We start from the raw sequence: 22,007 nt of genomic DNA, 5'->3' as shown, positions 1-22,007 counted from the left end.
GGGCCTGGATTGGGACGCTGTTCTGCGCGATCGGGTTTGTAGTCTGCCAACCCGAACGAAGGGTCGGGCTTATAGGCCGGGAACCATCGGGTTTATCGGTAATGGGCCGAATTTCACTCCGCTGGGCAGCTTGAAGACTGAATTCGATCCCGTGTAGACCTTGCAGGTGGCGCCTTCATTCCCCGGTAGCGCTTCGATTTCCTTCGGCGTGAACATCTTGATGCCACTTCCGAGCGGGGTTTTCGCATCGGTGCTGATCTTGAACCCCTGCCGCATCTTGCCAACCCAAATGTGCACCACGCGGTCTTTATACAGGAGACGACTTATGCCGGCCAGACTTAATCGCCTCGGTCACGCCCCGATGCTTATCCATGAGTTGTGCCCCCAGCCCTTTCGGTTGAATGTCGACATTCACGGCAGAGCCATGTTGGGTGAACGCTACCGAGAGCAGTGTGAGAATTCTTAAGACTGGGTTGCCTAATTGGAGTGGCCGGCCCACCGCCATTTTCGCGACTTTAATGAAACATTCATCAACGTCATTAGCGTCGGCAACTCATGTCAACGACGAAGCGGAACAACGTGAAGATCTCAGCCATGGTGGCCACTGCGGTGCTTATGCTCGCGGCAATTTCCGGATGTGGCGACGACAGCGCAAGTAAGAAGGCCGATGCGCCTGACAAGGCCGTTGCAGCTGCAGCCAGCGGTGGATACTGCAAGCAACTCGAGGTTGCCGCTAAGGACCATTTCGGACCTGACAGCGCCGAGTGGAAACAGATGGGCGACGCCGTCGAAGCGATGCTTGCCACCCTGGATGAGAGCGGTATCAGTTTTGCCGATCTCGACTCCGTTTTTGAAGGGAAATCCCCTGGCGGTGCCGATATCGATCCCGAAGAAGCCTTGGCGGCATTGAAACCGGTTCTAGCGGCAGTGTCTGCCCCGGAGTTCCTCGCAGCGCAAGAAAAGGTTCAAGCGCATGCCACGAGTGAATGCGATGTAAACCTCTCGGTGGGCCTGGGTCCAGAGGACAGCTAGCCACGCGAGTATTTCAGCCACTAGAAGGTCATAGTCAGCAGGACTTCGCGAAGTGGCCAGCTGCGGTTGCGCCCCACGTTGGACCTCATCAAGGTCAAACGGGGGAGCGGTCGGCATAGGGTTGCCCCAGAGTCGGTCAACGCAGCCAGAGGAGAACCGTGGGTTACGAGCAGATCACCTATGTCGTCGAGAACCGCATCGCAACGATCACACTGAACCGGCCCGAGGCACGTAACGGATACACGAGTCAGATGGCCGATGAACTCGCCGAGGCACTCACTGCCGCGAACGGCGGTGACGAAAGCACTCGACTGGATGGTCAGTGGACGCTTGATTCTCGCCGAGGAAGCGCACGCCTCAGGTTTGGTGACCGCAGTGTATGAGCCGGATAAGGTGCTCGCCAAAGCATACGAATTGGCCCATGAGCTGATCGTCAACACAGCTGCCGTGTCAACCGCCGTGATCCGGCAAGCGCTGTTCCAGATGAGTCCGCTGGATTCACCCAAGTCAGCATTCGTGCTCGATTCCAAGCTAATTGGTGGGCTCGGCGATAGCGTCGATGCCATCGAAGGCGTGCTGTCTTTCCTAGCGCGACGCCCCGCCGACTTCCCCAGCCGGGTCAGCACCGATCAGCCGGACTATTTGCCGTGGCACGCCGATCGCGGCTGAACGCCTACTCGTACAAGTTGAAATTCGGCGTCGTAGCGATCCAGCGTCCCCGGCGCCGTTCGATCTGAATTGGATGAGTAAAACATTCGCTGATTAGTTCGGTCGTGATGACCTCATCGACCGTGCCAGCTGCCATGACTTTCCCGCCGCGCAGCAACATCGCATGGGTCGTGGATGACGGAAGTTCCTCGAGATGGTGTGTAACCAGAACAGTGGCCAATTCAGGGTTCTGAACGCGGATATCGTCGAGCGTTGTCAGCAGTTGCTCTCGGGCAGCGACATCGAGGCCGGAACTCGGCTCGTCGAGCAGCAGGAGGTCGGGGTCATGCATGAGCGCACGGGCGATGAGCGACCTGCCCCGCTCGCCCTGGGACATCGTGAGCCAGCCCGACGCCAACGGCTGATCGATTCCCAGCAGCTTCATCAAATCGTGTGCACGAGCGACATCATCGCTCGATGGGCGCCAGCGCGGACTAGTCTCGGTGGTGCCGAGTACCCCGGTCAGCACGATCTCCTCGACGCTCAGGTCCGAGCGCAGCGGGTGGCGGGGATTAACGAATCCAATCAAGCCGCGAAGCGCGCGCATGTCGACCCGGCCGAGTTGGTTGCCCAGCACTGTGACGGTCCCACGAGTCGGGTGATTGACCGCGCCGCAAAGATTCAGCAACGTCGTTTTGCCCGCACCATTGGGGCCGAGCAGCGCCCAATGCTGGCCAGCCTCGACCCGCAGTGACACAGCATCAAGGATTAGTTGATTGGCGCGGACAAAATCGACCGAATCCACGTCGAGGACCGTATGCGGTTGTGCGGAGGAGGTACCCATGATTGATCAATCGTAGGCCTGTCGGTGCTGGCTGACAGACTGCCTGCATGGATCGCAACGACATAGACACCCGCACCGCCGCCCTCGCTGCACTGAGGGTTTTGACCGGCCGTGACGATGCGGTGTTCCATGACGGCCAGTTCGAAGCGATTGCGGCCCTCGTCGACGACCGCCGTCGGGCATTGGTCGTTCAACGGACCGGTTGGGGCAAATCTGCGGTCTACTTCATCTCAACATTGCTGTTGCGCCGCGCAGGCGCGGGACCGACATTATTGGTGTCGCCGTTATTGGCACTCATGCGTGATCAAGTAGCGGCTGCCGAACGCGCGGGAGTGCGCGCAGTCGCAATCAATTCAGCCAATCAACATGAGTGGGATGACGTCCGATCCCGGCTCGCCGCCGATGACGTCGATATCTTGTTGGTGTCGCCCGAACGGCTCAATAATCCACGTTTCCGCGACGAGCAATTGCCCGATTTGGTTGCCCGCATCGGCATGCTGGTCGTCGATGAAGCCCATTGCATATCGGACTGGGGCCATGATTTTCGCCCGGACTACCGTCGCTTAGCCGAGCTGATCGCTGGCCTGCCGAAGGCCGTCCCGGTTTTGGCCACGACAGCGACCGCGAATGAACGTGTTGTGACTGATGTCGCCGAACAACTCGGTAGCGCCGATGGCGATGTCCTGACTATCCGTGGTTCGCTGGCCCGCACATCGCTGCGACTCGGTGTGCTGCGTCTTGATGACTCGCGGCAACGCCTGGCCTGGTTGTTGACACATCTGGACGAGCTGCCCGGCAGTGGCATCATCTATTCGTTGACGGTAGCTGCGGCCGAGGACACGGCACGTCTGCTGCGCGAGGCCGGCCACGCAGTGCGCGCTTACACCGGGCGGACCGATCCGGACGAGCGGCAAGAGTCTGAAGGCATGCTTAAGGCCAATACGCTTAAGGCGCTCGTCGCGACCAGCGCGCTCGGTATGGGCTTCGACAAGCCAGATTTGGGTTTTGTCATTCATCTGGGTGCCCCCTCGTCGCCGGTTGCCTATTACCAGCAGGTGGGTCGCGCGGGCCGCGCCACCGAAAACGCCGATGTGCTGTTAATGCCCGGTCGTGAGGACCGCGACATCTGGACCTATTTCGCCACGTCGTCGATGCCCGATGAGGACAAGGCCGCCCGAGTGCTCGATGCGCTCGGCGACCAGCCGATCTCCACTCCGGCGCTCGAGGCACGAGTCAACCTTCGACGCACGCCACTTGAGTTGTTGTTGAAGGTTCTCGACGTCGACGGCGCGGTGCGCAAGATGCAGGGCGGATGGGTCGCCACCGGTGAGCCTTGGGTCTACGACGCCGATCGTTATGCGCGTATTGCAACGGCCCGATTAGCCGAACAACAGTCGATGCTCGACTACGAAAACACCAGCAACTGCCGTATGCAAGCACTCCAGCGCGATCTCGACGATCCCACTGCCGCACCGTGCGGCCGGTGTGACAGCTGTGCTGGCATCTGGTTTCCCACTGACGTTGCGGCGACGGCGACGTCGACCGCGGGCGCGGCGCTGGACCGGGTCGGCCTCGTGATCGAACCGCGGGCACAGTGGCCGACCGGGGCCGAACGGCTCGGTGCCCCAGTCAAGGGCAAGATCCGACCCGACGAACGTGCCGAGCCAGGTCGCGCCTTGGCACGATTGACCGATCTGGGTTGGGGCGCTGCGCTCCGCGAGACTTTTGCCGCAGGAGCAGAGGACATATCGGCCAGTGCGGTGATGTTGGATGCCTGCATACGCGTATTAGCTGGCTGGAGCTGGAGCGAACGTCCGACCGCGATCGTCCAGATGCCCTCGCGGCGTCACCCGAAGCTGATCACCTCGGTTGCGGAGTGGCTGTCACAGCGCGGCCAGTTGCCATTGATTGGGACGCTCAGCCCAATCGGTGACGGGCCAGTCGGTGAGTCGGGAGGCAACAGCGCCTTCCGATTGGCCAACGTGTGGGATCAGTTCACCATCGGGCCTGAGCTTGCCGAGAGCCTCGCAAGGCACGCGGGGGAGCCGATCCTCTTGATCGATGACCGAGTGGACAGCCGCTGGACGATCACGGTCGCGGCTCGGCTGCTCCGTCAACAAGGTGCATCGGCAGTTCTGCCATTTGTATTGGCATCAGTGGCCTGAACCGGTCAATGCCTGAACTTAGCGAGCTCAGCGGCCGCGAAGCCGTTCGATCAGACGTCGGTCGCGCTTCGTTGGCCGCCCGGCGCCGCGATCGCGGGTCGGAACTGATGGACGCTCTTCGTTCGGCGGAAGCGCCGGGGTGTGATCGTCGAAGCAGGTGACTGCGAGCGGTGCGCCGACTCGCTTGGTCAGGAGTTTCGTCACGACTAGGGTCCGCTCGCGGTCGCCGGTGAGCGCTTCGATCCGGTCGCCGATCTTGACCGCCTGCGACGGCTTAGCCTTCTTGCCGTTCAGCCGGATATGTCCGGCCTTGCACGCGGTCGATGCTGCCGAACGGGTCTTGTACAACCGCACGGACCACGTCCAGACGTCGACCCGCACCGAACTCAACTCCATACCCGGACTCTACGACGTCGCCCCATGAGTAGGATCTTTGCTGGCAACAACCTGCGAGGTGCTCCGCAAGGAGAGAATCGGAAAGCCGGTGTGAATCCGGCACAGGGCCCGCTACGGTGATCTCGAGTCGCCGGTCACGCGTTCACGCAGCCACTGGACCTCGGTCTGGGAAGGCGACCGGCCGATGTTGACGGGAAGTCCGGAGACCGGCCTCGCATCGATCTGTGCGGGAGCCCTATGAATACCGAAGCCCTCTACGACATCATTTCTCGACGCCGGGACGTACGCGCCGAGTTCACTGGCACGCCGCTTGAGGAGAGAACGCTGCGACGTGTGCTCGCGGCGGCCCACGCGGCGCCCAGCGTTGGACACAGCCAACCCTGGGACTTTGTCCTGGTGCGCGACCGGGAGACCCGCCAACGGTTTCGCGACCACGTCGAGGCCGAACGTCGCAGCTTTGATGAAAGCCTTGATGCCGAGCATCGCCGAACGTTCGCAAAAATCAAGGTCGAGGGAATCATGGAATCGGGGTTGGGGATCGTCGTGACCTATGACGCAGGTCGGGGTGGAAGCCACATCCTGGGACGGCATGCGATTGCCGATGCCGGACTCTATTCAACTTGCCTGGCCATCCAGAACCTGTGGCTGGCGGCAACTGCCGAGGACCTCGGGGTCGGCTGGGTCTCGTTCTACCGTGAGCCATTCCTGGCCAATCTCCTCGGCATCCCCGACGGCATTCGACCGCTTGCATGGTTATGTGTCGGCAACATCACGCAACTCCAGGACAAGCCCGATCTCGAGCGACATGGGTGGCGGCAGAAACGCCCGCTCGAAGCCGCTATCCACTTCGAGCGATATGGCGCGGTTGCCGCCGACTAGAGTGACCGGCGTGCCAAACGACGATTCTGATTTCACGCTCGAGGCCGATTGCGACCGTGGGACGGGCTACCTGCTCAAGGTGGGACAAACCGATCAGTCATATGTCGATTTGGACGATCCAGAGTGGCTTGAATTCGACTACATCCAGCGGATGGCAGATGCGCTTGAGGCATTCGATCCGGAGCGCCAGCCGATTCGCGTAATTCATATCGGGGGAGCGGGCATGACTTTGGCGCGATATGTCGCAGCGACCCGGCCGAAGTCGCCGCAGATTGTGCTTGAACCCGATGAGGCTTTGACCGCCTTCGTTCGTGAACAATTGCCGCTGCGCCAACGCTCAGGCATTAAGGTGCGCGGCATCGACGGCAGAGCCGGGCTCGCTGCGATGCGCGCCGATTATGCGGCTGTCGTGATTCTCGATGCCTTCGATGGTGCCCGCGTGCCAGCGGAGTTGACGACCGTCGAAGCGCTCGCGCAGGTTGCAGCCGTCCTGCAACCGGGCGGAATGTTTCTACTCAACCTGGCCGATCGCGCCCCATTCGACTATCTACGAAGAGTGCTCGCCGGGCTTCGAGGCGAGTTCGCTCAGCTGATGTTGAGTGCCGAACCGGCCACGTTCAAGGGGCGTCGCTTCGGCAACGTCCTCGTATGCGCTGCCGATGTTGAACTGCCCAGCGCTGAGTTGGCGCGCAAGGCAACGCGTTCGGCATTTCCATATCGGGTGATTGCGGGCGCCGAAGTCGACCGTGCCTTCGCTCGCGCAACGCCATTCACCGATCAGGACTCGGCGCAGTCGCCCGCACCGCCGGGCGGCAAGGCCTTCTTCTCCTGACACCTTCTTCTCATGACGCTGTCGGTGGCACCCATTACCGTGAGCGGTGTGAGAATCCTGCATACCTCCGACTGGCACCTTGGCCGTACATTCCACGGTGTTGACCTGCACGACGACCAGAGCGCATACGTCGACCATCTGGCCAGCGTCATTGAGGAGCACGAGATCGATGCGCTGCTCGTGGCTGGCGACGTCTACGATCGCTCTGTTCCGTCAGTGCAGACAGTCCGATTGCTCGCATCGGCGCTGGTTCGACTGAGCCAGCTGACGACGGTGATTTTGACGCCGGGCAACCACGACTCATCGATACGACTCGGCTTCGCCGCTGAACTCATGAACGATAACCTGAAGATCCTGGCTGACACCTCGAACATCGGTGAGCCGGTCGTCCTCGGCGACGGTGCCGTTTGTGTCTACGGGATTCCCTATCTTGATCCAGATGCAGCGCGGGTATCGCTCGTGGCCGATGGGGCCGAGCTGCCAGCCCGCTCCCATGAGGGAGTGCTGACGGCGGCCATGACCACAGTTCGCGCCGACCTTGCCGGGCGCGACGGCAAGCCGACGGCGATCGTCATGGCGCACGCCTTTGTGGCTGGCGGCGAGGCCAGTTCGAGCGAGCGTGACATCAAAGTTGGTGGTGTCGACGTCGCCCCATCGGGAGTTTTCGATGGCGTCGACTATGTTGCGCTCGGCCACCTTCACAGCCCACAGAAGATCACCGCACGTCCCCGCGGTCCGATCGTGCGCTATTCAGGCTCGCCGCTTGCCTACTCCTTCTCCGAAGAAGGGCGAATCAAGTCATCGACGCTGCTCGACATCGACGACAACAAAATTGTGGTGACGCTCATCCCCACGCCCGTACCTCACCCGATCAGGACAATCAGTGGGTCCATGGCGGAGGTTCTCGACCCCGACAAAGATGAGCTCGACAATGCCTTTCTTCGCGTGCGCATCACTGACACCGCCTATCCCGATGGCATGTATGCCAAGGTCAAAGCCCGCCACCCCGGTGCGGTCGACATCCAACATGTACCCGCTGAGCCGGGCCAATACGTCTCTGCACCGAAGATCGATTCATCGACCGATCCGATGGATGTCCTCAAAGAGTTTGTGACCTATGCGACCGGTGTGGCGCCGTCGCCAGCGGAGATCGACGTTCTCCAGACGGCCTATGACGACGTTCGATCGACGAAGCGGAGCGCCTGATGCAGTTGCACCGGCTCAGCTTTCAAGGCATCGGTCCTTTTGCTGGGGCTTTCAGCATTGATTTCTCCGAATTCGGCAGCAGCGGCATCTTTTTGCTCGCCGGGCCGACTGGAGCGGGCAAGTCGACGATCATCGACGCGATTGTCTTCGCCCTTTACGGCACGCCAGCCAGCTCGGAGGCGAGTGATGAGCGTCTGCGTTCGCACCATGTTGACCCTGCGACGACGTCCTTCGTCGAGTTGACGTTTGAGACCAATGCGGGCATTTTTCGCATCCACCGCACCCCGAGCTATCAGCGTGCCAAGAAGTCTGGCACTGGCACCACCCGGCAGAATGCCACCGCCCGACTCATCAAGATCGATGCGGTCGACGACCTCGACGGGGGCACAATTCTAAGCGTCAGCGCCGCCGAAGTGGGGGGTGAGATTCCGCGGATTGTGGGGCTGACCAAGAAACAGTTCGTGCAGACCGTGGTCTTGCCACAGGGTGAGTTCGCAGCGTTCCTTCGCGCGAGTGGCGAAGAGCGACGCGGCGTCCTGCAATCAATCTTCCGGACGCAGATGTATGACGAGATTGCCCAGAAACTAATTTCTGGCCGAAAAACAGCCCGCAAAGAGGCGGAATCGGCAAGCCAGCTGATCAACACGGCAGCCAAATTATTTGTCGCGGGCGCCGGCGATGAGATCGATGATGAGAACTTCGCCGAATTCGACGATCCGGCCGACCTTGTGGCCCGCTGCCAGGCATTCGTAGCTGGTTATGAAGAGAGCCTTCAGACGAAACGGGCCAGTCGTGATGCGGCCGTCGAGTGGCAATCCCAGAGCGCCGATCGACATCAGAATGAGTTGAAACTGGCCGAACGCCTGGAGCGTCGCCGTTCGTTATTGGCCCGGCAGACCGCGTTGGCGGGTCACCGCCCCACAATCGACGTCGACGCCACACGACTCAAACTGGCACAACGCGCCGTCGGGGTTCGTTCGGCGCTTCACGCCGAGGCTGGAGCCGAAACGGTGGCCGTCAAAGCCGAATCGGATCTGGTGGCTGCGCAATCAAACTTTGGGGCCGACGCCGACCAACAAACGCTCTCCTCGGTGGTGGCGAGGATCGAAGCGATCGTGACCGAAAGGAGCACGATCGCCGCGCTGTTGCCGATCGAAGTAACATTTGCCTCCCGTGAGGACGCAATAGCCGCATCGACCGCGCGAGCGGCCGAGTTGAATTGTGAAATCAACACCCACACGGGGGCAACGGTGGATCGACCACTGAAACGGTCGGCCCTGATCGGTTTGATTGATGTTGCACGCAAAGCCGGTGATGACCTCGCGCTGGCGAACACTGCGCTGGCGCAAGCCACCGCAGTCCGAGCGGCCCTCGACCGGCTCGATGCCATGAATGCCGAAGGCGTCGGCCTGCGCGCTGGAGTTGCGACACTACTCAGTGGAGCGAGCGCAGCCCAGCAACATGTGCACGATCTGCGGCAATGTCAGTTGGCTGGGATGGCCGGTGAGCTCGCGCTCGATCTGCGACCAGATTCGCCGTGTCCGGTATGTGGATCGCTGCAGCACCCGACCCCGGCTGTTCACGACACCGATCAGCCCACCGACGACAATATTGCCGCCGCAGACCGCGCTCGAATCGAGGCCGAAACGGCACATCGGTCGGCTCACGACCGGCTGATCACCTTCCAAACGACTCGACAACACCACATCGATGAACTCGGCGAAGTCAGCGCCGAGGAAGTTGCCGCGCGGCTAGTCGCGGCCACTGCGCGGGTTGAACAGCTTGCCGAACTCGCGGGCACACACGCCGACCTTGATCGACGGCTGGCCGAATTTGATGCCGATACCCAACGGTTGGCCGCTGCGCTGACCGCCGCTCAACTCGAGCGGGCCGCGCTCGCGGTCGAACTCAAGAATTTGGTGGACCGGCTTGGCGAAGATCGCCAAACGGTGGTGGCCGCCTTGTCGAGCCGGGCAGGAAGCCTCGTGGAGCTCGATCGGATTCTCACAACCGAGCGGCGTCGGCTCGAAGCGCTGAGTTTGGCTGTTGAACGCAACACCAATGCATTGTCCGAACGCGATCGCCGCCGTGAGGAAGCTCGGCAAGCGGTCGTTGAATCGGGTTTCGCCGATGTTGCCACCGCCCGCGCGGCGGCAATGGATCAATCGGTAATGGATGAGATCACGGCCCGCGTCGCCAAACATCAACAGGAACTAGCGGTCGTCACGGCCGGATTGGCCGACCCGCTCATCGCCGTGTTGACCGGCGATGAGCTGCCGGCTGTCGATACCGCAGCCGAAACAGCCCGCCAAGCCGCGGCAGCCTGCACCGACGCGGAGAACATCGTCCATGCCGCGCTTGCCCGACACACGGATCTGGTCCACCGACTCGAGGGTCTACAGAGTGCCATCAACGACAACAACACACTGCTTGAAGCGATTGCACCGATTATCCGCATGGCCGATCTTGCCGAGGCATCGACCAAAGCGAACTCGGCCATGCTAACGCTGGGCTCATTCGTGCTGATGCGACGCTTCGAAGAGGTCCTGCTGGCCGCCAATTCACGCCTCGTACCAATGTCCGGCGGTCGTTATCGGCTAGAACGCAGTGATGAGAAGGAATCGAAGGGCGGCAACAAGACCGGTCTGGCATTGCGGATTTTTGACCAGCAAACTGGCCAGCAACGTGAACCGAAAGCATTCTCTGGTGGCGAGACGTTCTACACCTCGCTGAGCCTTGCGCTGGGGCTCGCTGATGTCGTCATGAGTGAAGCCGGTGGTATCGACCTTGGCACCTTATTTGTCGACGAAGGATTCGGCAGTCTCGACTCAGAAACGCTTGACACCGTCATGGGTGAGCTCGGCAAATTATCTGAGGGCGGCCGAAAAGTGGGCATCGTGAGCCACGTCGAGGAGCTCAAGCAGCGGGTCACCGATCAAATCACAGTCGCACGCAACTCGGATGGATCGTCCAGGCTCACGCTGGCCGGTGGCGATGGCTAATCGTGCCGCGCAGGTTTTAGTCATCGGCGAATCGCTCATCGACGTCGTGGTGAGAAGCGACGGTCCAACGTCTTCGCATGTCGGTGGTAGCCCCGCTAACGTGGCCGTGGGCCTGGCGCGACTTGGCCATCAGGTTGAGTTGGCAACATCGTTCGCTGCCGATCCGTATGGCAAACAGATCACGGCCCACTTGCTGGCCAACGGCGTCACGGTCACAGCAGGATCGGAGCACGCGGGCAATTCATCAACGGCTACCGCCAGACTCGATGCCGCTGGCGCCGCCACCTACCAATTCGAGATCGTGTGGTCACCAGCTGGGCTTGAGCCCACCACCGCTCCCGAGGTCATCCACACCGGGTCGATCGCGTCGTGGCTCGAACCGGGAGGATCACGCGTGCTCGAACGCATCAGGCGATCGGTACGGGCTGCGACAATCTCCTTCGACCCCAATATCCGAGCGCAGTTGATCGCCGATCGGGCCGCGACGACCCAGCGGGTGGAGGCCTTCGCCGCCGTGAGCGACATCGTGAAGGTCAGTGATGAAGATCTTGACTGGCTCTATCCGGACATAGCTCCGACCGATATTGCTGAGCGCTGGCTTACCGGCAGCACGTCGGTCGTATTCATAACCCGCGGCGCAAGCGGAGCGCTCGGGCTAAGCGACAACGCCGCGGTTGAGATCTCATCGCCACCGACCACTGTGGTCGACACGATCGGTGCTGGCGATGCGTTCATGGCCGGACTACTTGACGCGGCGGCCGAAGCGCAGTTGCTCGGTCCTGCGTCGCGCTCTGCACTGGCGGCGGTGGATGAGCCAACACTGCGCCGGCTTGGCACACATGCCGCACAAGTTGCAGCGCTGACCGTTGCACGAGGCGGTGCAGAGCCGCCGACCTGCACCGAATTGCGGGCGGCCGTCAGACCAACGCATCGAACCTAATGACCTAAGATACGCTCGTATCGTGGCCACATCACCTGCCGCTGCGGCGCTCTCAGCGAACGTGTGGCCGATTCGGCTGGCACGTGTATTCGCCGGGTCATTCGCAAGCGTGGTGCTCGCCACTTTCGGCCATGAACTCGGTGGTGGACAAGCACCACCAGTTGGGCTGTTGGTCTTTCTCGTTACGACCGTCGCATCCCTCCTGTGGATGCTGAGTCGCCGTCGGCTCCTGTTTGTGCAGCTGCTCGGACTTCTCCTGCTCGCTCAGATTGCGGTGCATCTGGCTGGCATGTTGACCGTCGGTATGGCTCCAATGGCGCCGCCGATGATGGTTGGACACGCCATGGCGATCGGTCTCACTGCGGCCGTGCTGGCCTATGGCGAACGAAGCGTGTGGGCTATCGCAGAGCGACTTGGCTTCCATGCAGTGGCACTCGTGCTCTATCGGCGCAGTGCGCCCGCTCAAGCGCGGCCGCGCGATCAACGGGCAGATAGTGTTCAACGACCGACCTGCCTGTTGCTGGTGGGGGGAGCTGGGCTGCGGGGACCACCGATCGGCATGTGCTGATCGACTTCATCCCCTTTTTATCCAGAAAGTTCTTCATGTCCAAACGTTTTGGGCTGCGTGTTTCCGCAGCCATGTTCGCGCTCGCAATGATCAGCGCCGCATCAGCGGCATCAGCACATGTCACGGTTTCCTCGCCCGACGCGGAGGCCGGCGGGTTCGGCAAAGTGATATTCCGCGTTCCCACCGAATCGGATACGGCGTCGACGGCGTCGGTCACCGTCAAATTGCCTGACAAGACACCATTTGCCTTCGTCAGCAGCCAGACGAAGCCCGGCTGGACCGTCAAGGTCACCGAAGTAACCCACCCCAAACCGATCAAGGTGGGTGAATTCAATCTGACAAAAACGGTCTCGGCGGTCACCTGGACGGCAAAGGATGGCGGTATCAAGCCGGGGGAGTTCGATGAATTCGCGCTGTCGGTCGGCCCGATCCCGAAGGTCAAGGCGCTCCGATTCACGGCGACGCAGAACTATTCGGACGGAACAGCGGCTAACTGGGACGAAATTCAGAAAGGCTCTACCGAGCCTGATCATCCGGCTCCGGCGTTGTCTCTTGTGAAGTCGGTTGCGGCACCGGCGCCAACGTCGGGCAACACTGACGACACCGCCCGCTGGCTGGCGCTCGGCGCAATCCTGATTGGCGCCGGTGGATTAGTTGTCGGGCTGCGCAAGAATAGGCGCAATGTCTAAGTTCATTTCAGCCGCGTGCGCGCTTGCGTTCGCTGTCCTCATGCTGGGATCGGCACCTGCGTCCGCACATGCCGTGCTGGTCAGTACCGATCCCAGCGATGGGGCACGTCTCGATGTCGCGCCGAATAAGGTTTCGTTGACCTTTAACGAGAATATCGGCTCGCGTGCGTTCGTTGTCGTCACAACGCCAGACGGCAAGCGGCTGAAGACCAAGTCTGTGACCGCTGTCGATAACAAAGTGACCGCTACGATCCCGAAGTCGGACAACAAGGGCGACTATTTGATGGCCTATCGCGTGGTCTCTGCCGACGGGCATGCGATCTCCGCCACCGTGAAATTCACTGTGACCACGGGGCGTACTGTTACGCAGGTCCAACAACCGGAGGATAACTCATTTGTTCACCGGCACAAATCACATCTGATCTGGGGCGCCGTCGGAGTTCTGGTCGCGCTCGGGCTGATGCTTGTCCCACTTCGGAAGCACCGTGATTCGGAAGAACAGTGAATAACGCAGTACGCTCGACCGCCTTCGCCGTCTTCGCCTACATAGTGGCGCTCGTCATCTTGGTCGTGGCGCTGAAAGGCGGCGGGGGAGCGCCGCAGAAGGTTCCCGCTGGCCTTCCGGATCCAGGAATGGTCACCGGTTGGGGATTGCCGGCGATCAAATTGGTCACTGATTTTGCTGCAGTTGGAACCATTGGCTTCCTTGCCGCTGCGGTGTTCCTGCTTCCCTCGGCGGGTGACCACGCGCAAGGGTTAGCCGTCGACGCGGTGGGTATCGCTCGCCGGCTGGCCGGCGTCTGGAGCATCTCATCGGTCGTGCTGTACTTTCTCTCCGTCTCAGACGTCTTCGCGGTGCCGATCACCCAGATTTGGAAGTACTCGCTGCTGTCGGAGTTCTTCACGACGACCGCATTGGGTCGCGCGATTCTCGTGCAGGCAGGGCTCGCTGCGCTTATCTACTTCGGCGCCCGCTGGATAGTCGGGATCCGGTCTCTCGCGATGCTGCTCGGATTCACCTTCGCAAGCCTGATTCCGATCTCACTCAGCGGGCATTCAGCTGGTTCGGGCTCTCACGATGTCGCGATCGTTAGCATTTTGATCCACTTAGTCGGGGTGACCCTGTGGGTCGGCGGACTGGCGGCACTGGCGTGGGTCGCGATGCGTGGAAGCAAACGCCTTGACTCGGCGATCGTTCGATATTCAACGATGGCGGCTTGGTGCTTCGCAATTGTCGCGATCTCCGGTGCCTTCAATGCCTCCGTACGTATCGGTTCTTTTTCAGCACTGTTCACCACGTCGTACGGAGTCCTCGTTCTGGGCAAGGTAGCGGCGTTGGTGGGACTTGGTTTCTTCGGACTGGCTCAGCGACGGCGAATTGTTGCCAATGGTGGTGGCTTCAGAAGTCTCGCGTGGCGTGAACTTCTGCTCATGGTGATGGCGATAGGGCTGGCCGTCGCGTTGTCGCGCACGCCGACTCCGGTGCCGGATGATCTTTACGAGAGCGTTGTCGAAGAACTCATTGGCGGTCGCATGCCGGGCTCTCCGACGTTGGCACGCTACCTCTTCGGCTGGTCGCCCAACGGTGTCGGGCTGGCGTTCGTCGGACTCGGTACGGCGTTTTACCTGAAGGGCGTCCAGGTCATGCATTCGCGCGGCGACAAATGGCCAATCGGCCGCACGATCTCGTGGTTGTTGGGCATGGTTATCGTCGGCTGGGCCACCTTCGGCGGTCTGGGACGTTATTCACATGTTCTGTTCAGCGCCCATATGGTGTCGCACATGATGCTGTCGATGGTGGCGCCAATTTTCCTCGTGCTGGCTGCGCCGGTGACTTTAGCCTTGCGTACGTTGCCGGGACCGCGCCAGCCTGGCGAAGTCTCGCCGCGACAGCTGCTCACGAATTTCCTGCACTCACGGTTCTCACGCTTCATAACCCATCCGTTGGTCGGACCGGCGCTGTTCATTGGGAGCCTGTATGGCCTCTATTTCTCGCCGATTTTCGGCGCATTGATGCAGAACCATTTGGGCCACGCAATAATGGTCATTCACTTCATTGCGGTGGGCACCCTCTACTATTACGTCCTCGTCGGCATTGATCCGTCGCCGCGAAAACTCGATCCATTAGTTCGTTTTGGCGCGCTTATGATCACCGTGCCCTTTCACGCGTTCTTCTCGATCTCGGTCATGTCGAGTAACAGGATCTTTGCCAAGTCCTACTGGGACGAGTTGCACCGCCCGTTCCTAACTGACCTTCTGCACGATCAGTATCTCGGCGGCGGGATTGCGTGGGCAATGGGAGAGGTGCCGCTCATACTCGTGATGGGCGCGATCCTCGTGCAGTGGGTTCGGTCCGACGCGCGGGAAGCAAAACGCTTCGATCGCTCAGAACGCCGCAATGGCGATGCAGAACTTGCTGCCTATAACGACTATTTAGCGTCGCTTAAAGAACACGGAAAACAGCGCGACACCCACTAACTGTGAGTGCCGCGCTGGATTTTTAAGACCCGCTGAGTTCAGACTGAGGTGTCTCAGAAGATGTTCTGAGCACCCGTCGTCGCCGCAGCGAAACGTTCCTGAGCGTCGGCCCAGTTGACGATGTTCCACCACGCCTTGACGTAATCGCCCTTGACATTCTTGTAGTCGAGGTAGAAGGCGTGTTCCCACATGTCCAACTGTGCAATCGGCGTGAGGCTGATCGGCACATTGTTCTGCTGATCGTAGAGCTGCGTCACGAGCAGGCGCTTGCCGAGGGAATCCCAAGCGAGCACCGCCCAGCCGGAGCCCTGCAGACCAAGTGCAGAGGCATTGAACTGCCCCTTGAACGCGTCGAACGAACCAAAGTTGTCGTCGATCGCGGCACCGAGGTCACCGTCGGGCTTGTCGCCGCCGTCAGGGGAGAGGTTTTTCCAGAACACGGAGTGGTTGATGTGTCCGCCGAGATGGAACGCAAGGTTCTTCTCCAGCAGATTGACCTTGCTGAAGTCTTGCGCATCGCGCGCTCCGGCAAGCTGTTCAAGCGCCTGATTGGCACCTGCGACATATGCCGCATGGTGCTTCGAGTGGTGTAGCTCCATGATCTCTGCCGAGATATGGGGAGCAAGTGCCGAATAATCGTATGGCAGATCGGGGAGTGTGTAGTCAGCCACGCATCCTCCTAAGGGAAGTGGGCACGGCGTGCCCGTCAATTGGTGAACTATCTGTTTCAACACTCATCTTGGCACTATTGTTTTAATCCATGATCGGCCACCCGGCGTGTCTTCTGCCTCAAGCGTCTGCCGCCAGTGCTGATGACCTAGTCTTTCCTTCGAGACAAAGTGCAGATGACAGCCCAAATACCGGAAGGATCGAAGTGTCGAACGACCGCGTCATAACGATCCCGAATGCGCTCAGTTTCGTCAGGCTTCTGCTCATTCCACTTTTCCTTTGGCTCGTTCTTGGGCCACATGCCGATGTGATTGCGCTCGCCGTCTTGCTGGTTTCGGGCGTCACGGATTATCTCGACGGCAAGTTGGCGCGCAGTCTCAACCAGACCTCGAAGATCGGTGCAATTCTAGATCCGGTCGCTGATCGGTTGTTTATTCTTGCGGTGGTTGTCGGCCTGTCGGTGCGTGACATCATTCCGCTCTGGCTGGCGATCATCCTGCCGCTTCGCGATGTGTTCCTGTTCGGACTCATACCGTTCTTGCGCACCCGTGGCTACAGTTCGCTGCCGGTTCATTTCCTCGGCAAGGCCGCCACCGCGAGTCTTTTGTATGCGTTCCCGCTGCTGCTGCTCGGCGATGCCGAAGGCACGGTTGCCGATCTTGCCAATGTGTTCGGGTGGGCCTTCACGGTGTGGGGCGTTGGCCTCTATTGGTGGGGCGGCGCCCTGTACGCCTTTCAGGTCCGGCGCCTATTGCAGACGACCCCACGGGTCGAACGGGTACGCGGGTGAGCCGTGGACGCCCCCGACGAAGCGCCGTATACCGGACCCGGACTGCTTGAGGGCATTGCCGATACTGCGCTGGACGACGATTACTACGAGGTGCGCCCCGATTCCAGCAAGGGCAATGCGACGCTGGTGACCGGCATCGGGCTGGCGCTGTTTGCGCTGCTGATGACGGTGGCCCTGATTCAGAACCGGAATGATCGGCCGGCGAATCAGGTCGAGGTCAACACACTCATCTCGAGCATCCAGAACCGTAAAGCGTCGGTGCAGCAAAACATTGTCGAAGCAGAGAAACTTCGCACTCAAGTCGAGAAGCTCAAGAAGGCGTCCAGCCGTATCGACCCGAAGGTCGAAGCGCTCCGGTTGATCACGTCCGATTCCGAAGCGTTCGGCCCTGGCATCGTCGTGACGGTCGATGACAGCAGCGGCGCGCGGGCTAATGGCCGGGTCACCGATTTCGACTTGCAGCGATTGGCCAATGGACTTTGGTATGCCGGTGCCGAAGCAATTTCAATCAATGGCAATCGGCTGAGTAGTTTGTCTTCGATTCGATCGGCGGGTGCATCGATCAAGGTAAACTACCATTCGATTGGTACGCCATACGTGATCACAGCATTGGGCGATTCGAGCACTCTTGCGGACCGTCTGGCAGAGAACCGTGCAGGGCGATACTGGGCGCGACGAGTGGCCAAGGCCGGGATACGGTTCGACGTGAACAAAGAGTCTGGTCTCAGGGTTCCGGCCACGCCGGCTCAGCGAATGGCGATTTTGCACGCCCGCCGCATCAGAGGAGAGTCATGATCCCAGTTCTTGGCCTTATCGTTGGCGTGATTGCCGGACTCGCGGTTCAGCCGACTGTCCCCGCTGACCTGCAGCCCTACCTTCCGATTGCGATCGTCGCCGCATTGGATGCGGTCGTTGGCGCCGTTCGTGCGCTCGGTGAGCGCCGCTTCAACGACCGGGTGTTCGTCGTCTCCTTCATCTCGAACGTCTTCATCGCCGCGCTCATGGTGTTCGTTGGTGATCAGTTGGGAGTTGGATCGCAATTGTCCACGGCTGTTGTGGTGGTCCTGGGAATCAGGATCTTCAGCAATGCGGCCGCGATCCGACGGCGGATCTTCCATGCCTGAGCGGTCGTGGCGATCCGTGCTGCGGCCAACCGCCCCGCAGATTGCTGTTGCACTCCTGCTGGCGATGCTCGCATTTGCCGTCACGCTTCAGGTTCGACATAAGGACCCGGCCGATTATTCCGGCGTGCGCAAGGGGGACTTGGTCGAGCTGCTCCGCTCGTTGGACGCGGCCAACGATCGAATCAATACGCAGGTCAGTGACCTTACGCTGACGCGAAACCAGTTGCTTGATTCTTCCCGGAAATCCGATGAAGCCACCGAACAAGCGAGCAAGCGTGCCGACGACCTGGCAATTTTGGCTGGTTCAGTCGGTGCTGCCGGCCCCGGTGTCTCAATCACGATTGACGATCCGGAGCGGGCGATTGATGCTGCCGCAATGCTCGATGCGATCGAGGAATTGCGGGATGCTGGCGCAGAAGTCATCGCGATCAATGGGACAGCACGAGTCGTCGCGCAGACCTATTTTCTCGATGATGACAATGGCGTCCGTGTCGGCGGTCGGGAAATCAAGCCGCCATATTTGATCGAGGCGATCGGTGATCCGTCGACCATGTCTGAAGCAGTGACGTTCCGCGGCGGCATGGCCGATAGGGTGCAGAATCGTGGCGGCACGCTCAATGTCGCGACCCAAGAAAAAATCACCATCACGGCTCTGGCTGACATTAAGCACCCGGAGTACTCTCAACCCACACCGTGAACGACAAGGAGCATCTGTGATCCCTGAAGATCTGTACTACAGCGAAGAGCATGAGTGGATTCGTATCGATGACGAGGTTGTGACCATCGGCATCACCGATTATGCCCAGGATGCCCTTGGCGACATTGTGTACGTCGATCTGCCTGCCGTCGGCGAGACGATCGAGTCCGGAGCCGTCATCGGTGAACTCGAATCGACGAAATCAGTCAGCGAGATCTTTGCGCCGATCGCCGGCGAGGTTATTGCCCGCAACGACGGTCTCGACAACGCGCCAGAGGTGGTCAATTCCGATCCATATGGTGAGGGCTGGTTGATCAAGGTCCGTCCCAGCGACGAAGACCCGACCATGGCGCTACTGGAGTCCGAGGCTTACTCAGCCATTATCGCAGGCTGACGTCCCAAATCATCTCATCGATGACCTGCAAGATGCTAGGTTTGAGGCAACAGAATGCTGAACCCAAACAGCAGTTCAGGATCCGTTTCAGGAGGTATTCCGATGTCGTCCCCGAACGATGGGAATGAGACCGTCGATCCGTCCACGGAAGTCACGTCAACGATGGCCATACCGGCACTCGATATCGACACCCAGGAGATGACTCCCGAGGACGTTGCCGCTACGGGCGTGCTGCCGGCTGGTAGCGCCCTGCTGCTGGTCCAACGCGGCCCCAGCGCAGGGGCGCGGTTCCTTCTCGACACCGACGCCGTAACGGTGGGGCGGCATCCGGACAGCGAGATTTTCCTTGACGACATCACCGTGTCACGCCGACATGCGACGTTCACCCGCGCTGCTAATGGCCACACGGTGAAGGACCTCGGCAGTCTCAATGGCACCTATGTCAATCGGGATCGTATTGACGGCGAAATCGCACTGGCCGGTGGCGATGAAGTACAGATCGGAAAATATCGTCTGATCTACATCGTGGGACGTACTGGCGGCGCCGCGTGACCGAATCAATGCCCGAGTTGTCACGACTCGGCATTGGCAAAGTTATCGACGAACTCCGAGCGGAGTTCCCGGAGTTGTCGATCACCAAAATTCGTTACCTTGAGTCCGAGGGATTGATTGCGCCGGAGCGAACTCCATCGGGTTACCGTAAGTTTTCGTATCGCGATGTTGAGCGACTGCGCTTTATCCTTAGGCAGCAGCGCGACACGTTTAAACCGTTGCGAACGATTCGCCAGTTGCTCGAGGATATGGATCGTGGCGTCGTACCCCAAGATGTCATCAACGGCCAGATCTCGGTGCCGCGCACGACGCTCGGTGACGACGGATTGCCGACGCCCGCCACGTTCACCGAGGGGCGCAGCCAGATCCGGTTGTCGCGCGCTGAACTCCTCGACGCTGCTGACATCAGCGGTGAACTACTCGAGGCGCTCGAACAATATGGCCTGATCAAGCGTCGCCCCAACCAGTCCTATTACGACGGGCATGCTCTGTCGGTTGCAGCGGTCGTGCGTGAGTTTTCTAGCCTGGGCCTCGAACCGCGCCACCTCAAGATATTCCGGTCCGCCGCAGATCGGGAAATCGGGTTGTTTGATCAATTGGTCGCGCCGGTTGCGAAGCAGCATGACAAGGCCAAAACTGCGGAGATCACCGGCACTATTGCGGCGCTCGCGATCCGGTTGCATACGATTTTGGTACAAGACGGCTTGAGCAGCTGATTGATCATGCGTGAGGTCGACGTGGTCGGGGTCCGGGTAGAAATGCCCACCAATCAGCCCCTTGTTCTCCTGCGCGAGTCGGAAGGATCGCGTTATCTGCCGATCTGGATTGGTGCCGTTGAAGCCTCGGCGATTGCTTTTGCCCAGCAGGGGACTGAAGGCAAACGCCCGATGACACATGAGCTGATGAGCTCGATCATCGACGCGCTCGGTGATGAGCTGGTTGAGGTCCGCATTGTTGACGTGCGTGAAAGCGTTTTCTACGCTCAACTGGTGTTTGCCTCCGGAGCTGAGGTCGAGGCCCGTCCATCGGATTCGATTGCGCTCGCATTGCGGACTGGAACGCGAATCATCTGCGCCGAGGATGTCCTTGACGAGGCCGGAATTCATGCGGCCCGCGAAGAAGATGACGAAATCGAGAAGTTCCGCGAATTCCTAGACGAAGTGAATCCGGAAGACTTCGATAAGTAACCCTCAACCTAAGGTTTAGGGTTACGACACGCCCGGAAACACGCTTGGTCGTTGACCCAGCAAACTCTCACCTTTACCTTGAGACTACTGCCGAAAGTACGCGGATGTGATTCCGTAGCGGTAGGCTTCCCCCCAACCGCATTTTTTCTGGAAGGTCCGTGGATGAACAAGCCATTGGATGAGATCGATCAGGCACCTGCCGTCGTCGCTGCTGAACAAGCTGGGGATCAGGGCTTGTTGTTCAACGATGACGTGTCGCCGATGCCTGAGGACACTGGCTTCCGCGGTCCGACGGCGTGCAGCGCTGCTGGGATCACCTACCGCCAACTCGACTACTGGGCCCGCACTGGCTTGGTCGAGCCGACCGTGCGATCAGCCGGCGGCTCGGGCACCCAACGCCTTTACTCTTTCAAAGACATCCTGCTGCTCAAGATCATCAAGCGGTTGCTTGATGCGGGTGTTTCGCTCCAACAGATCCGAATTGCGGTTGAGCATCTGCGCAAGCGTGGCACCGACGACCTGACTCAAGTAACACTCATGAGCGATGGCGCCAGCGTGTACGAATGCCGTTCCGCCGATGAAGTGATCGACCTGCTCCAGGGAGGTCAGGGTGTCTTCGGCATCGCGATCGGGGGCGTATGGCGTGAGATTGAAGGCTCGCTTGCGCAGCTGCCCAGCGAACGTGCCGTACAGGTCGAGGATCACAACGATGAACTGGCGGCTCGGCGCCGTACCCGCCTCAGCAGCTGACCGGCTGCAGACACGCGGCCGCGTGTTTCGATTACTGGCCCGACACTGGTAGGTTAGCGGTGCTTTCGAAGTCATGTGGGAGAGTCTGCTCTCCGGCAGCGCCGAAGGGGCAATTCCTCCCCGGAACCTCTCAGGCACAACGGACCACGTGATCGAGGCGAATCT

General features: G+C 60.3%; 25 protein-coding genes and 2 riboswitches. Of the genes, 21 read left to right on the top strand and 4 right to left on the bottom strand.

Annotated features, from left to right (window positions below):
• Nucleotides 1-69: 69 nt before the first annotated feature.
• On the bottom strand, nt 70-300 hold the full coding sequence (locus tag AC2YB9_RS09950) for a hypothetical protein (RefSeq protein WP_487265191.1): 231 nt from the start codon (nt 298-300) through the stop codon (nt 70-72).
• A gap of 279 nt (nt 301-579) precedes the next feature.
• Here AC2YB9_RS09950 and AC2YB9_RS09945 point away from each other — a divergent pair, with 279 nt between their 5' ends.
• Both AC2YB9_RS09945 and AC2YB9_RS09940 read left to right on the top strand, forming a co-directional pair.
• Nucleotides 580-1,032, top strand: coding sequence for a hypothetical protein (locus AC2YB9_RS09945; RefSeq protein WP_487265190.1), 453 nt, complete (start codon nt 580-582; stop codon nt 1,030-1,032).
• Between the two features lie 294 nt (nt 1,033-1,326).
• Entirely contained in the window at nt 1,327-1,701 is a 375-nt protein-coding gene (locus AC2YB9_RS09940; protein WP_487265189.1) for an enoyl-CoA hydratase-related protein, read from the top strand.
• A 4-nt stretch (nt 1,702-1,705) separates the two neighbouring features.
• Here the strand turns inward: AC2YB9_RS09940 and AC2YB9_RS09935 are convergent, their stop codons facing one another.
• On the bottom strand, nt 1,706-2,524 hold the full coding sequence (locus AC2YB9_RS09935) for an ABC transporter ATP-binding protein (protein WP_487265188.1): 819 nt from the start codon (nt 2,522-2,524) through the stop codon (nt 1,706-1,708).
• A 47-nt stretch (nt 2,525-2,571) separates the two neighbouring features.
• On the opposite strand from AC2YB9_RS09935, the gene AC2YB9_RS09930 reads away from it, so the two are divergent.
• On the top strand, nt 2,572-4,689 hold the full coding sequence (locus AC2YB9_RS09930) for a RecQ family ATP-dependent DNA helicase (protein ID WP_487265187.1): 2,118 nt from the start codon (nt 2,572-2,574) through the stop codon (nt 4,687-4,689).
• Between the two features lie 27 nt (nt 4,690-4,716).
• Here AC2YB9_RS09930 and AC2YB9_RS09925 read toward each other — a convergent pair whose 3' ends face one another.
• Nucleotides 4,717-5,085, bottom strand: coding sequence for an RNA-binding S4 domain-containing protein (locus AC2YB9_RS09925; RefSeq protein WP_487265186.1), 369 nt, complete (start codon nt 5,083-5,085; stop codon nt 4,717-4,719).
• Nucleotides 5,086-5,124: 39 nt separating this feature from the next.
• Nucleotides 5,125-5,314, top strand: a riboswitch (cobalamin riboswitch).
• A gap of 8 nt (nt 5,315-5,322) precedes the next feature.
• On the opposite strand from AC2YB9_RS09925, the gene bluB reads away from it, so the two are divergent.
• The 9 genes from bluB to AC2YB9_RS09880 are packed head-to-tail and all read left to right on the top strand — an operon-like array spanning nt 5,323 to nt 15,679.
• Nucleotides 5,323-5,964 carry a 5,6-dimethylbenzimidazole synthase gene (gene bluB, locus AC2YB9_RS09920; protein ID WP_487265185.1) on the top strand — a complete coding sequence of 214 codons (642 nt, stop codon included), beginning with the start codon at nt 5,323-5,325 and terminating at the stop codon, nt 5,962-5,964.
• 10 nt (nt 5,965-5,974) lie between these two features.
• Nucleotides 5,975-6,796, top strand: coding sequence for a spermidine synthase (locus AC2YB9_RS09915; RefSeq protein WP_487265184.1), 822 nt, complete (start codon nt 5,975-5,977; stop codon nt 6,794-6,796).
• Nucleotides 6,797-6,808: 12 nt separating this feature from the next.
• Nucleotides 6,809-8,002, top strand: a complete 1,194-nt coding sequence (locus AC2YB9_RS09910; protein ID WP_487265183.1) for an exonuclease SbcCD subunit D — start codon at nt 6,809-6,811, stop codon at nt 8,000-8,002.
• The gene (locus AC2YB9_RS09905; RefSeq protein WP_487265182.1) at nt 8,002-11,004 is read left to right on the top strand and encodes an AAA family ATPase; all 3,003 of its coding nucleotides are present in this window, start codon (nt 8,002-8,004) and stop codon (nt 11,002-11,004) included. The genes AC2YB9_RS09910 and AC2YB9_RS09905 overlap by 1 nt, the downstream gene beginning before the upstream one ends.
• Nucleotides 10,964-11,944 (top strand): carbohydrate kinase family protein, encoded by a 981-nt coding sequence (locus AC2YB9_RS09900; protein WP_487265181.1) that lies wholly within the window; start codon nt 10,964-10,966, stop codon nt 11,942-11,944. Before AC2YB9_RS09905 ends, AC2YB9_RS09900 begins: the two co-directional genes overlap by 41 nt.
• A gap of 22 nt (nt 11,945-11,966) precedes the next feature.
• A complete protein-coding gene (locus AC2YB9_RS09895; RefSeq protein WP_487265180.1) occupies nt 11,967-12,512 on the top strand; it encodes a hypothetical protein in 546 nt (181 codons plus the stop codon).
• Between the two features lie 35 nt (nt 12,513-12,547).
• A complete protein-coding gene (locus tag AC2YB9_RS09890; RefSeq protein ID WP_487265179.1) occupies nt 12,548-13,201 on the top strand; it encodes a YcnI family copper-binding membrane protein in 654 nt (217 codons plus the stop codon).
• Nucleotides 13,194-13,706: a copper resistance CopC family protein gene (locus AC2YB9_RS09885; RefSeq protein ID WP_487265178.1), complete on the top strand. Its 513-nt coding sequence runs from the start codon at nt 13,194-13,196 to the stop codon at nt 13,704-13,706. Before AC2YB9_RS09890 ends, AC2YB9_RS09885 begins: the two co-directional genes overlap by 8 nt.
• Nucleotides 13,703-15,679 carry a bifunctional copper resistance protein CopD/cytochrome c oxidase assembly protein gene (locus AC2YB9_RS09880; RefSeq protein ID WP_487265177.1) on the top strand — a complete coding sequence of 659 codons (1,977 nt, stop codon included), beginning with the start codon at nt 13,703-13,705 and terminating at the stop codon, nt 15,677-15,679. The genes AC2YB9_RS09885 and AC2YB9_RS09880 overlap by 4 nt, the downstream gene beginning before the upstream one ends.
• Before the next feature lie 53 nt (nt 15,680-15,732).
• Here AC2YB9_RS09880 and AC2YB9_RS09875 read toward each other — a convergent pair whose 3' ends face one another.
• Nucleotides 15,733-16,350 (bottom strand): superoxide dismutase, encoded by a 618-nt coding sequence (locus tag AC2YB9_RS09875; protein ID WP_487265176.1) that lies wholly within the window; start codon nt 16,348-16,350, stop codon nt 15,733-15,735.
• A 203-nt stretch (nt 16,351-16,553) separates the two neighbouring features.
• Here AC2YB9_RS09875 and clsA point away from each other — a divergent pair, with 203 nt between their 5' ends.
• The 9 genes from clsA to AC2YB9_RS09830 all read left to right on the top strand — a co-directional run bounded on the left by clsA (nt 16,554) and on the right by AC2YB9_RS09830 (nt 21,842).
• Nucleotides 16,554-17,138, top strand: a complete 585-nt coding sequence (gene clsA, locus AC2YB9_RS09870) for a cardiolipin synthase ClsA (RefSeq protein ID WP_487265175.1) — start codon at nt 16,554-16,556, stop codon at nt 17,136-17,138.
• 3 nt (nt 17,139-17,141) lie between these two features.
• The gene (locus AC2YB9_RS09865; protein ID WP_487265174.1) at nt 17,142-17,933 is read left to right on the top strand and encodes a DUF881 domain-containing protein; all 792 of its coding nucleotides are present in this window, start codon (nt 17,142-17,144) and stop codon (nt 17,931-17,933) included.
• Nucleotides 17,930-18,262 carry a small basic family protein gene (locus tag AC2YB9_RS09860; RefSeq protein WP_487265173.1) on the top strand — a complete coding sequence of 111 codons (333 nt, stop codon included), beginning with the start codon at nt 17,930-17,932 and terminating at the stop codon, nt 18,260-18,262. The genes AC2YB9_RS09865 and AC2YB9_RS09860 overlap by 4 nt, the downstream gene beginning before the upstream one ends.
• Complete coding sequence (locus AC2YB9_RS09855; RefSeq protein WP_487265172.1) at nt 18,255-18,959, top strand: DUF881 domain-containing protein; 705 nt, start codon at nt 18,255-18,257, stop codon at nt 18,957-18,959. Before AC2YB9_RS09860 ends, AC2YB9_RS09855 begins: the two co-directional genes overlap by 8 nt.
• Nucleotides 18,960-18,975: 16 nt before the next feature.
• On the top strand, nt 18,976-19,353 hold the full coding sequence (gene gcvH / locus AC2YB9_RS09850) for a glycine cleavage system protein GcvH (RefSeq protein ID WP_487265171.1): 378 nt from the start codon (nt 18,976-18,978) through the stop codon (nt 19,351-19,353).
• 102 nt (nt 19,354-19,455) lie between these two features.
• Nucleotides 19,456-19,905: an FHA domain-containing protein gene (locus tag AC2YB9_RS09845; RefSeq protein ID WP_487265170.1), complete on the top strand. Its 450-nt coding sequence runs from the start codon at nt 19,456-19,458 to the stop codon at nt 19,903-19,905.
• The gene (gene ftsR / locus AC2YB9_RS09840; protein WP_487265169.1) at nt 19,902-20,621 is read left to right on the top strand and encodes a transcriptional regulator FtsR; all 720 of its coding nucleotides are present in this window, start codon (nt 19,902-19,904) and stop codon (nt 20,619-20,621) included. Before AC2YB9_RS09845 ends, ftsR begins: the two co-directional genes overlap by 4 nt.
• Nucleotides 20,622-20,627: 6 nt before the next feature.
• Complete coding sequence (locus tag AC2YB9_RS09835) at nt 20,628-21,092, top strand: bifunctional nuclease family protein (RefSeq protein WP_487265168.1); 465 nt, start codon at nt 20,628-20,630, stop codon at nt 21,090-21,092.
• A gap of 162 nt (nt 21,093-21,254) precedes the next feature.
• Nucleotides 21,255-21,842, top strand: coding sequence for a MerR family transcriptional regulator (locus tag AC2YB9_RS09830; protein WP_487265167.1), 588 nt, complete (start codon nt 21,255-21,257; stop codon nt 21,840-21,842).
• A gap of 66 nt (nt 21,843-21,908) precedes the next feature.
• A riboswitch (glycine riboswitch) is annotated at nt 21,909-21,999 on the top strand.
• Nucleotides 22,000-22,007 lie beyond the last annotated feature (8 nt).

This window comes from Aeromicrobium changchenzhani, from assembly GCF_057586615.1.
This window is presented reverse-complemented; position numbering and strand designations above follow the sequence as displayed.

Bases quoted from the DNA above. Each gene is read 5' to 3' on its own strand.
- AC2YB9_RS09935 (WP_487265188.1), bottom strand. From the start codon at position 2,524: ATGGGTACCTCCTCCGCACAACCGCATACGGTCCTCGACGTGGATTCG.
- AC2YB9_RS09930 (WP_487265187.1), top strand. From the start codon at position 2,572: ATGGATCGCAACGACATAGACACCCGCACCGCCGCCCTCGCTGCACTG.
- AC2YB9_RS09925 (WP_487265186.1), bottom strand. From the start codon at position 5,085: ATGGAGTTGAGTTCGGTGCGGGTCGACGTCTGGACGTGGTCCGTGCGG.
- bluB (WP_487265185.1), top strand. From the start codon at position 5,323: ATGAATACCGAAGCCCTCTACGACATCATTTCTCGACGCCGGGACGTA.
- AC2YB9_RS09910 (WP_487265183.1), top strand. From the start codon at position 6,809: ATGACGCTGTCGGTGGCACCCATTACCGTGAGCGGTGTGAGAATCCTG.
- AC2YB9_RS09905 (WP_487265182.1), top strand. From the start codon at position 8,002: ATGCAGTTGCACCGGCTCAGCTTTCAAGGCATCGGTCCTTTTGCTGGG.
- AC2YB9_RS09900 (WP_487265181.1), top strand. From the start codon at position 10,964: ATGGATCGTCCAGGCTCACGCTGGCCGGTGGCGATGGCTAATCGTGCC.
- AC2YB9_RS09890 (WP_487265179.1), top strand. From the start codon at position 12,548: ATGTCCAAACGTTTTGGGCTGCGTGTTTCCGCAGCCATGTTCGCGCTC.
- AC2YB9_RS09885 (WP_487265178.1), top strand. From the start codon at position 13,194: ATGTCTAAGTTCATTTCAGCCGCGTGCGCGCTTGCGTTCGCTGTCCTC.
- AC2YB9_RS09860 (WP_487265173.1), top strand. From the start codon at position 17,930: ATGATCCCAGTTCTTGGCCTTATCGTTGGCGTGATTGCCGGACTCGCG.
- AC2YB9_RS09855 (WP_487265172.1), top strand. From the start codon at position 18,255: ATGCCTGAGCGGTCGTGGCGATCCGTGCTGCGGCCAACCGCCCCGCAG.
- AC2YB9_RS09845 (WP_487265170.1), top strand. From the start codon at position 19,456: ATGTCGTCCCCGAACGATGGGAATGAGACCGTCGATCCGTCCACGGAA.
- AC2YB9_RS09835 (WP_487265168.1), top strand. From the start codon at position 20,628: ATGCGTGAGGTCGACGTGGTCGGGGTCCGGGTAGAAATGCCCACCAAT.
- AC2YB9_RS09830 (WP_487265167.1), top strand. From the start codon at position 21,255: ATGAACAAGCCATTGGATGAGATCGATCAGGCACCTGCCGTCGTCGCT.